Raw genomic sequence first — 9337 nt, forward strand, 5'->3', positions numbered from 1 at the left:
GTTTGAGGACGGTCGATTTTCCGGCTCCCGTGGGGCCGACGAGGGCGAGCATGTTCCCCCGCTCGGCGCGCAGGTCGATGTCCTCGACGATTTCCTCTTTGCCGTAGCCAAAACTCACGTCGTCGTACTCGACGGTACCGTCGGTCACGGTCAGGTCGGGTGCGTCGGACGTTTCGTCCAACGTCCCGCGTTCGTTCATCAGGGTGTACACGCGGTCACTCGACGCCTCCGCGCGCTGGTAGATGTTGATTATCTGCCCGAATTGGGCCATCGGCCAGATGAACTGCTGGCTCAGGATGACGAAGGTGACGAACACGCCCGGTTCGAGCGCGCCGGTGAGCGGTCCCGGCGCGCCGGAGAGGAGCCAGAACCCGCCGATGCCGAACGTGACGGCGTAGCCGATGCCGGTCAGCAGGCTCAAGCCAGGGAAGAACGTGATGCGGGTCGTGATGGCGTCCCAGTTCGTGTCGTAGTACTCCCGTGACGCCTCCTCGATGCGTCCGGACTCGTACCCCTCGGCCGTCTCGGATTTGATGACACGGATGCCGCCGAGGTTGTTCTCCAGTCGGGAGTTGAGCGCGCCGACGCTGGCCCGCATCGCGGCGTACTTCGGCTGGATGGTCCGCACGAACAGGTACGTGAAGGCCGCAAGCAGCGGCACCGGCAGCAGCGCCACGACCGCCAGCGACGGGTTCAGCGTGAACAAGATGCCGCCGATGCCGACGATCATGACGCCGATGCGGAGCGCCGAACTCAGCCCGTCATTCAGGAACGTCTCCAACTGGTTCACGTCGTTGTTCAGAATGGACATCAGTTCGCCCGTCTGTTTGCCGTCGAAGAACGTCATGTCCAGCAATTGCATCCGGTCGTAGGTGTCCACGCGGAGTTCGTGCTGGACCCCCTGTGCGAACGCGTTCCAGCCCCAGCCTTCCACCCACGAGAATACCGCCCCCACCAGAAACGACGCGAGGACGATACCGATGGAGAGCCAAAGCTGTCCGGTCGGCGTGGTCGGGAGCCACCCCGAGGGAATCGGCCCGAGACGGAATGCCTGCTTGTTCAGGAATATCGCGTCGATGGCGATGCCGAGGATGACCGGCGGCAGGAGGCCCGAGAGGCGGCCGAGCACCGTCCCGATGAATCCCGCGAGAAATTGCGGGAAGTAGCCGCGGCCGTACTCCGCGAACAGCCGCCACATCGTGTGTCGCTCCTCGTCCCCGTCGAATCGTTTGGTGTCGTTAGTCGTGCTGAATGAAATCACCTGATCCGAACAGAGTAGGCGCTCAGCGGTTTTGTGTGTTTAGATGGTGGAAGTGAGTGTCGTGGTGGAGTGTGCGAGTGATAGCTTTTGATTCTACTTTCACTTTCACTCCGCTTTAATCTGCAACCGACAGGCATACCCTCATTCGGTCGCTGTCTGAGTCTAGATGAGCAAGGACTACATCGAAGTGCGGGGGGCCGAGGAGCACAACCTCAAAGACCTCGACGTGAAGATTCCGCGCGAGGAGTTCAACGTCGTCACCGGCCTGTCCGGGTCGGGGAAGTCCTCGCTCGCCTTCGAGACGGTGTACGCTGAGGGACAGCGACGCTACATCGAGAGCCTGTCGGCTTACGCCCGGAACTTCCTCGGGCAGATGGACAAGCCGCAGGTCGAGAACGTCGAAGGCCTGTCACCCGCCATCTCCATCGACCAGAAAAACGCGGCGAACAACCCGCGTTCGACGGTCGGAACCGTGACCGAACTACACGACTATCTGCGACTGCTGTATGCGCGCGTCGGCACGCCACACTGTCCGCAGTGTGGCCGCGAAGTCGGCGAGCAGAGCGCCCAGAACATGGTTCGCCGGGTGTTGGGCTTGCCCGAGGGAACCAAGGCGAAAATCGCCGCGCCGGTCGTCCGCGACCAGAAGGGCGCGTTCGCCGACCTGTTCGACGAACTCGTCTCGGACGGCTACTCCCGCGTGGAAGTGGACGGCGAGGAGTTCGACCTGACCCTCGACCGCCCGGAACTCGACAAGAACTACGACCACACCATCGACGTGATCGTCGATAGGGTAAAGGTCAGTCCGGAAGCGCGAAGCCGCATCACCGACAGCGTGGAGACCGCGCTGGAGGAGGCCGAGGGCGTCATGAAACTTATCGTTCCGGACCCGCCCGAGGACGTGAACCTCGGCTCGGAATCCCGTTCGACGGGCGACCTAGGTGGGGACGGCGACGAACGACTCGTCGTGGAGTTCTCCGAGGAACTCGCCTGCACGCACTGTGGCATCGACTTCCGCGAGATCGAGACGCGGAGCTTCTCGTTCAACAGCCCGCACGGTGCGTGTCCCGAGTGTGAGGGTATCGGCGAGACGAAGGAAATCGACGAGGACCTCGTCGTAGAGGACCCGAGCAAACCGCTGAAACACGTCTTCGAGCCGTGGAGCTACCAGCGGACCTACTACCGCCGACAGCTCGATTCCGTGGCGAAACACTTCGACGTGAGTCTGACGACCCCGTTCGAGGACCTCGACGAGGACGTCCGGCAGGGATTCCTCTACGGCACCGACGAGGACGTGCTGTTCAAGTGGAACACGAAGAACGGCATCCGACGCAAGGAAGAACCGTTCGAGGGCGTCATCCCGAACCTCGAACGACGGTACATCGAGACCGACAGCGACCGGGCGCGAAACCACATCGAGGAGTACATGGCCGTGACGGAATGTCCGGCCTGTGACGGGACGCGACTGCGCCCCGAGAGCCGGTCGGTGTACGTCGATGGCACGTCGATCTCGGAAGTCAACGGGATGTCCATCGGGGACGCGTTGGAACACTTCGAGAACCTCGAAGCCAACCTCACGGAACGGCAGAACCGCATCGCCGAGGAGATACTCAAGGAGATCCGTGCTCGACTCGGCTTCATGGAGGAGGTCGGCCTGCAGTATCTCACCCTCGACCGGGAGGCTTCGACGCTTTCGGGCGGCGAGAGCCAGCGGATTCGGCTGGCGACCCAAATCGGGTCGGGACTGGTCGGTGTGCTGTACGTGCTGGACGAACCCTCGATCGGACTCCACCAGCGCGACAACGACCGCCTGCTGAACACGCTGTGTGAACTCCGCGACCTGGGGAACACCCTCATCGTGGTCGAACACGACGAGGAGACGATGCGACGGGCAGACAACGTCATCGACATCGGACCCGGTCCGGGACGGCGCGGCGGCGAAATCGTCGTGCAGGGTGACGTGGACGAAGTGATGGCTCACGAGGACAGCATCACGGGCGACTACCTCGCTGGTCGAAAGAAGATTCCCGTCCCCGACGAACGACGCGAGAGCGAGGACAGTATCACGATTCGCGGTGCACGCCAGCACAACCTCAAGGACCTCGACGTGGACATCCCGGTCGGGAAGTTTACCGCCGTCACGGGCGTTTCCGGGTCGGGCAAATCCACGTTGATGCACGACATCCTCTACAAGGGATTGGCCCGCGAGATGAACGACAACACCTCGGTGGACCCCGGCGAGCACGATTCCATCGAGGGGATGGAGCACATCGAGAAGGTGCGACTCATCGACCAGTCGCCCATCGGTCGGACGCCGCGCTCGAACCCGGCGACGTACACGGGCGTGTTCGACTACATCCGGGAATCGTTCGCCGAGACGAAGCTTTCCAAACAGCGCGGCTACGAGAAGGGTCGCTTCTCGTTCAACGTGAAGGGCGGGCGTTGTGAGGAATGTGGCGGACAGGGAACCGTCAAGATCGAGATGAACTTCCTCTCGGACGTGTACGTCCCGTGCGAGGAGTGCGGCGGCGCGCGCTACAACGACGAGACGCTGGACGTGACCTACCGCGGTGCGACCATCGCGGAGGTGCTCGACATGTCCGTCGAGGAGGCCCACGAGTTCTTCGAACACGACTCGCGCATTCGCCGTCGTCTGAAACTGTTGAAGGACGTCGGTCTCGATTACATGAAACTCGGCCAACCGTCCACGACGCTCTCGGGCGGGGAAGCCCAGCGCGTGAAACTCGCCGAGGAACTCGGCAAGAAGGACGCGGGCGAGACGCTGTATCTGCTGGACGAACCGACGACCGGACTCCACCACGAAGACGAGCGCAAACTGGTCTCGGTGCTTCAGCGACTGACGGACAAGGGGAACACCATCGCCGTCATCGAGCACGAACTTGACCTCGTGAAGAACGCGGACCACGTCATCGATCTCGGCCCGGAGGGTGGCGAGAAGGGTGGTCACGTCGTCGCGACCGGCACGCCGGAGGAAATCGCGCGGACAGAGGAGTCCTACACTGGCCGGTATCTTCGGGATAAACTCCCTGCGATCGACCTCGATGGTCCACGTGCCGACAGGCCTGCACCGGCAGCGATGGACGACTGAAAATCGGCTCGTAACCACTGTTTCTCCCTCGATAATGGCGACCTTACCGCAGAGAATCGCACGCTTATACCTCTCAATCGTAATTAGTTTGAAAACTCCTGGCGGCTAAGCACTGGATAACAAAGTGTCGTCCGCGGTAACAACGCAGTCGTGTTACGTCCGGGTGGCGGTGGTATAGCCGAAACAACCGATTGCGACTTACCGGTGGCATGAGTTCGACTGATGGAACCCCACAAGAACTGTCCGAAGACCTCATCTTCGACGTTCTGAAAAATCGACGACGACGATACACGCTCCACTATCTGAAACAACAGGGGCGACCAGTGGAACTCAGCGAACTCGCCGAACAGGTGGCCGCGTGGGAAAACGACACCACGGTCGAAGGCCTGTCCGCGAACGAGCGCAAATCGGTGTACACGTCGCTGTACCAGACTCATCTTCCGAAGCTTTCGGATGCCGGTATCGTGGAGTACAACCAGAGTCGAGGTATCGTGGAACTCTCCGATAACGCCGCTCAACTGGAGGGGTACTTGCGTCCGCAGGACGAGTTCCCGTGGATTCGCTACTACCTCGGTCTCGCGATAGTGAGCGCGGTCCTCGTATTGGCCGATTTCCTCGGTATCCCGCCGTTTTCGGCCATCCCCGACAAAATCTGGGGTGTCCTCATCGTCGCCCTCTTCGCGTTTTCGGCGTTGGTTCATTACCTTCGCCGTCGGCAACTCGGGACGGGCGAACGGCCGCCGTCGGCACGGTAGCGACCCGAAACGAGAAACAAGCTATTTGACGGACGGGCCGTAATCGAGGATAATGCACGATTTCGTGGTAGTCGGTGCGGGGCCCGCCGGGTCGCGGTTTTCACGACGGGCTGCGAACGCGGGACACGACGTTCTCGTTCTCGAACGTGGACGAGTGGGGACGCCACTCGCGTGTTCCGGCCACGTCAGTACCGACATTTGGAACTTTACTCCCGATGGAGCACGCGACGAGCTTCTGCAAAACGAAGTCTACGGTGCTCGGTTCCACGTCGATGGACCGGGTTCGGCGGACCATCAGTTCTACAAGAAGGAAGTCATCTCCAACGTCATCGACCGGGTCGGTCTCGACCGGACGCTCGCCCGTGCCGCCGAGGATGCCGGAGTCGATCTGCGCGAAAACCACAGCGTCTCGGCGGTCGAGGAACACGGCGAATACGTCGATGTTACCGCGAACACGCCGGACGGAACCGAGACGTTTCGCGGGAAGATGGTGGTCGGCTGTGACGGCCCCGCCTCCCGCGTCCGACGGGAACTCCACCTGCCGGAACCGGACGAGAAGCTCCAAGGCGTGCTCGGTTTTACGACCGAAGACGACGGCGGCGATTTCGTCGACGTTCACCTGACTGCACCTCGGTTCTTCGCGTGGCGAATCCCCCGTGGAGCGGAGGGTGTCGAGTACGGACTGGCCGCGCCGCCGGGCGAGAGCGCCCGCGAGTTGTTCGACCGATTTACGGCGGACTACGGCGTCGAAATCGGAAATTTCTGTGCCGGGATGATTCCCATCGGTCCGGCACCGCGCGTCACCGCACATCGAGGATTCCTGATCGGCGACGCCGCCGCGCAGACGAAGCCGTTCACCGGCGGGGGGATCCTCTACGGGATGACTTCGGCCGATCACGCCGCCGAAACGGTCGATCCCGACGACCCCGGAACGCTCGCCGATTACGAGCGCGCGTGGCGGCGGGAACTGAAGAACGAGATCCGACTGGGCCACTGGCTACGGCGGGCGTACTCGCTCCCGAAACCGATCCAAACGGTCGGTCTCTCGGCGATGGAGGGCGAAATCGGCGTCCACATGGACAAACCCTCGTCGCTCTTCTCGACGAACCACCTCCGGACGTTGCTGAAACGCACCTCGTAGGCTCGGACTACTCGAAATAGCGTGTGATGCCGTCTCGATCCTGCCCCGATTTTCCGTTTTCATAATCCCCGTAACGACACGCTGGTTTCCTGTGGGACAGCGAGCGACGGATCGTACCGTCGTCCGCTTCCGATTCGTCGTGACGTACGAACGGTGAACTGGTAGTTTCGCCTCCGATCTCTAAATACACAGTCTATTAAATATTAATTTACAAAATCACTAGAGAAAATATTTTAAATGAGTTCTTCTTTTAGATGAATGGAACATGCCATCCAGACGTAACCTACTCAAGACGATCGGTGCGGCAGGCACGGCGGGACTCGGTGCGGTTGCGTTCAGTGGAACTGCGGCGGCCAAGCCGACGGTCCATTGGCAACCGGCCGATTCGAGCAACTACACGGCGGCGGACCGTGGTGCGGGACTGATCGACTGGGTCATCATCCACACCGTGCAGGGGTCGGCGAGCAGCGCGGCCAACTGGTTCCAAGACCCAGACGCGGACGTCAGCGCACACTACATCGTCGCCGAGGACGGCTACAAATATCAGAGCGTCAGCGACATCAACATCGCGTGGCACGCCGGTGACTGGGACTACAACAAGTACTCCGTCGGTATCGAACACGGCGGCTACGTCAGCGGGACTTACGAGGAAGCGCAGTACGAGGCGTCGGCCAAACTGGCCAGTTGGCTCTGTGACCAGTACGGCGTGCCGAAACAGCACCCGACGAGCGTCCCGAGCGACGCCGCGAACCCGGCCAACGGCGGTATCATCGGGCACTCACAGGTCCCCTCCAGCAGCCACACCGACCCCGGTTCGAACTGGGATTGGGACCACTACATCGACCTCGTCAACTCCTACTGAGGTGAGCAGTCGAACGACCCGTTTTTTCACCGCTTGTCCCGGGCCATCCGTTCGAATCGCCGGACGAGATACCGAATCGACACGCCGAACGAGAGGACTCCAAGAAAGAGGAAGGCGACGAAGCGAAGCCCAATTCCGTCAGTGACCCCCGCGACGAGTGCCTTCACCGGCCAGTAGAGCGGCACGACTCCGACGACGTACTGCCACGGTTCGGGGAGCAACGCGATTCCCGCGACCGGCACGATCAACAGCAGGCCGAGCAGTTTGTTGATGACCACACCCTCGATGGAGTCGCGTGCCAGCCCCGCGAACAGGAACGTGATCGTCGGTCCCGCCAGTGCGACGACCACCGTAACGGCCACGAGCACGAGCGGCGGTACCCGGACGAGGCCGAACAGCATCACGGTCGGAATCGTCACGGCCGCACCGACGAGATACGCGGTCGCGCCGCGGTAGCGAAGGTAGCCACGGCCGGTCAGGGGCGTCGTCCGGAGCGCGGCCAGCACGCCTTGCTCGCGGTCTTCGAGCACGAAGAAGCCGACCACGAACCCGTAGATGTAGGGCGGGAAAGTGACGACGAATCCGAGTACCAGCGGATAGTACGGCACGAGCGAGATGGTCGGGAGATAGTGCTGGTTGAGGAAGGGGAGTGCAACGTGTGCGAGCAGGGCGAGCAGTAGCGGGCCGGTTCCCGCGACGAGGAGAAGCGGGTCACGGAACCACTTCTTCCCGTCCGCGAGCGCCATGCCGCCGACTGGTCCCAGATCACGAACCGCTCCGAGGCGGGACGATTTCGCCTCGTTCCACCCGTTCGTTTCGCTCCGGGACGGACGGTGCTGTACGATGTGGCGATGGAACTCCCGCTCCGCCACGGCGAACGCGAGGAGGCTTCCGAGCGACAGGTAGCCCACCGCGTACACGAACTCCACCGATCGAATCCCGTGAAACGCGCCGTCGATGAGTATCAGGGCGGGACGGACGGGAAGCAGGTAGAAAACCGGCGTGTCGAAGAGACCGAAGAACGACAGCAGCGGTGCGTACAGTACCGCGCCGTACAAAAGCGCGCTCAGGAAGTAGTCGTTTATCGAGTCGAACCGGGCAACGCTGACGAAGCCGACGAGGACGAACGGAATCGACGTGAGCGCCACGCCGAGCACCAGTAGGGGGACGTTCACGCCGCTCGGATGGACGACGAGGGCGAGCACCGTCGCCACGACGACCGCGAGAAGGGTCAGGGACGCGACTTTGGAGACGAGGTAGCCCCGGACGCCGAGCGGCGAAACGACGAGGGCGTCGAGGACGCCCTCGCGTTTCTCGATGAGGACGAGTGCGGCGATGAAGTAGAAACCGAGGACGGCCGGGTCGGAGAGGACGATGAACACCAACCCCCGCTCGGCCACCGATGCCGGGAGTTCGAGTCCGACGAACGCGACGACGTAGAATGCCGTCAATACGGCGTACACGGTGTAGAAGCCGTACCGACGCTGAAGTCGTACGTCCCACCGAACCATCGCGGCGACCGGATTCACTCTAACCGTTCCCCCGTCACTTCGAGGAAGACGGTCTCCAGCGTGGCCTCCTCGGTGTGGAGCGTTTCGATGTCGTTCCCCGCAAGCAGGGACTCGAATTCCGCGCTCTCGTTCAATCCGTCGAGCGCGAATCGCTCGGTTTCGGGACGGCCGTTCTTCCGATACTCCACCCGAACCGTCCGCGACCCGTACTCCCGTTTCAACGCCTCGGGTTCCCCGACGAGCGGAATCCGGCCGTTCACGATGAACGCCACCCGGTCACAGAGTTGGTCGGCGACGGTCATGTCGTGGGTCGTCAGGAACACCGTCGTGCCAGCGTCGCGGAGGTCGGCGATGGCCGTCTTGATCCGCTTCGCGTTGCCGGGGTCGATACCGCTCGTCGGTTCGTCCAGAAAGACGAGTTCGGGGTCGTGCAGGAGTGCACGGATGAAGTTGAGACGCATCGCCATCCCCTTCGAATAGGTGCCCACGCGCCGGTCGATGGCGTCCGCAAGCCCGACGAGCGAGAACAGTTCCTCGATATCCCTCGTTTCCGTCCGGTGGAGCGACGCGAACAGTTCGAGGTTCTCGCGGCCGGTGAGTTTGGGATATTGGTTCGGGGATTCGGCCGAAACCCCGATTCGGTCGTAGTAAATGCCGTCCCAGTCGCGGACCTCCCGGTCGAACACGCGGACGGACCC

Annotated in this window: 7 protein-coding genes; 4 read left to right on the plus strand and 3 right to left on the minus strand. The window is 62.2% G+C overall.

Annotation, left to right across the window (positions count from 1 at the left end):
• A partial coding sequence (locus WBV42_RS03040; protein WP_423984729.1) for an ABC transporter transmembrane domain-containing protein occupies positions 1-1198 on the minus strand: 1198 nt, incomplete at its 3' end.
• Positions 1199-1427: 229 nt separating this feature from the next.
• On the opposite strand from WBV42_RS03040, the gene uvrA reads away from it, so the two are divergent.
• From uvrA to WBV42_RS03060, 4 genes are all read left to right on the plus strand, one after another.
• A complete protein-coding gene (gene uvrA, locus WBV42_RS03045; protein WP_423984725.1) occupies positions 1428-4370 on the plus strand; it encodes an excinuclease ABC subunit UvrA in 2943 nt (980 codons plus the stop codon).
• Positions 4371-4579: 209 nt separating this feature from the next.
• Positions 4580-5125 (plus strand): DUF7344 domain-containing protein, encoded by a 546-nt coding sequence (locus WBV42_RS03050; RefSeq protein ID WP_066144798.1) that lies wholly within the window; start codon positions 4580-4582, stop codon positions 5123-5125.
• 52 nt (positions 5126-5177) lie between these two features.
• Positions 5178-6266: a geranylgeranyl reductase family protein gene (locus WBV42_RS03055; RefSeq protein ID WP_423984726.1), complete on the plus strand. Its 1089-nt coding sequence runs from the start codon at positions 5178-5180 to the stop codon at positions 6264-6266.
• A gap of 265 nt (positions 6267-6531) precedes the next feature.
• Positions 6532-7128 carry an N-acetylmuramoyl-L-alanine amidase gene (locus tag WBV42_RS03060; protein ID WP_066144792.1) on the plus strand — a complete coding sequence of 199 codons (597 nt, stop codon included), beginning with the start codon at positions 6532-6534 and terminating at the stop codon, positions 7126-7128.
• A 26-nt stretch (positions 7129-7154) separates the two neighbouring features.
• Here WBV42_RS03060 and WBV42_RS03065 read toward each other — a convergent pair whose 3' ends face one another.
• Complete coding sequence (locus WBV42_RS03065) at positions 7155-8657, minus strand: ABC transporter (protein ID WP_423984727.1); 1503 nt, start codon at positions 8655-8657, stop codon at positions 7155-7157.
• Positions 8654-9337, minus strand: a 684-nt coding sequence (locus WBV42_RS03070) for an ABC transporter ATP-binding protein (RefSeq protein WP_423984728.1), incomplete at its 5' end; no start/stop codon positions are given. The genes WBV42_RS03070 and WBV42_RS03065, both read right to left, overlap by 4 nt.

Origin of the sequence: Haladaptatus sp., assembly GCF_049589095.1 — an archaeon.
Taxonomy (GTDB): Archaea; Halobacteriota; Halobacteria; order Halobacteriales; family Haladaptataceae; genus Haladaptatus.